The sequence below is a fragment of the Pseudomonas sp. SWRI68 genome (assembly GCF_014269165.1).
Lineage (GTDB): Bacteria > Pseudomonadota > Gammaproteobacteria > Pseudomonadales > Pseudomonadaceae > Aquipseudomonas > Aquipseudomonas capeferrum.
Genome location: NZ_JABWRU010000090.1, coordinates 1 through 244, shown reverse-complemented (window position 1 = coordinate 244; position 244 = coordinate 1). Strand labels below are relative to the sequence as shown.

The window sequence follows — 244 nt, the reverse complement described above, 5'->3', positions numbered from 1 at the left end:
CATGATGCGTCCCGACAGCAAAGTCGAAAAGGTTTACCTCTACCCCAAGCCTGTGGATTTTCGAAAATCCATCGACGGCCTCACCGCCCTGGTCGAGCTGGACATCAAAGTCGCCGTGTTCGACCCCGTACTGTTCGTCTTCCTCAATAAAGCCCGTAACCGCATCAAGGTGTTGTACTGGGAGCGCAACGGCTTCTGCCTTTGGCTCAAGCGCCTCGAAGCCGAACGTTTCAAAACTTCCCCC

1 protein-coding gene is annotated in these 244 nt (G+C 54.9%); it reads left to right on the top strand.

The features are described 5' to 3' along the window. Position 1 precedes the first annotated feature (1 nt). On the top strand, positions 2-244 hold a 243-nt coding region (gene tnpB, locus HU770_RS26925; RefSeq protein WP_238349561.1), incomplete at its 3' end, for an IS66 family insertion sequence element accessory protein TnpB.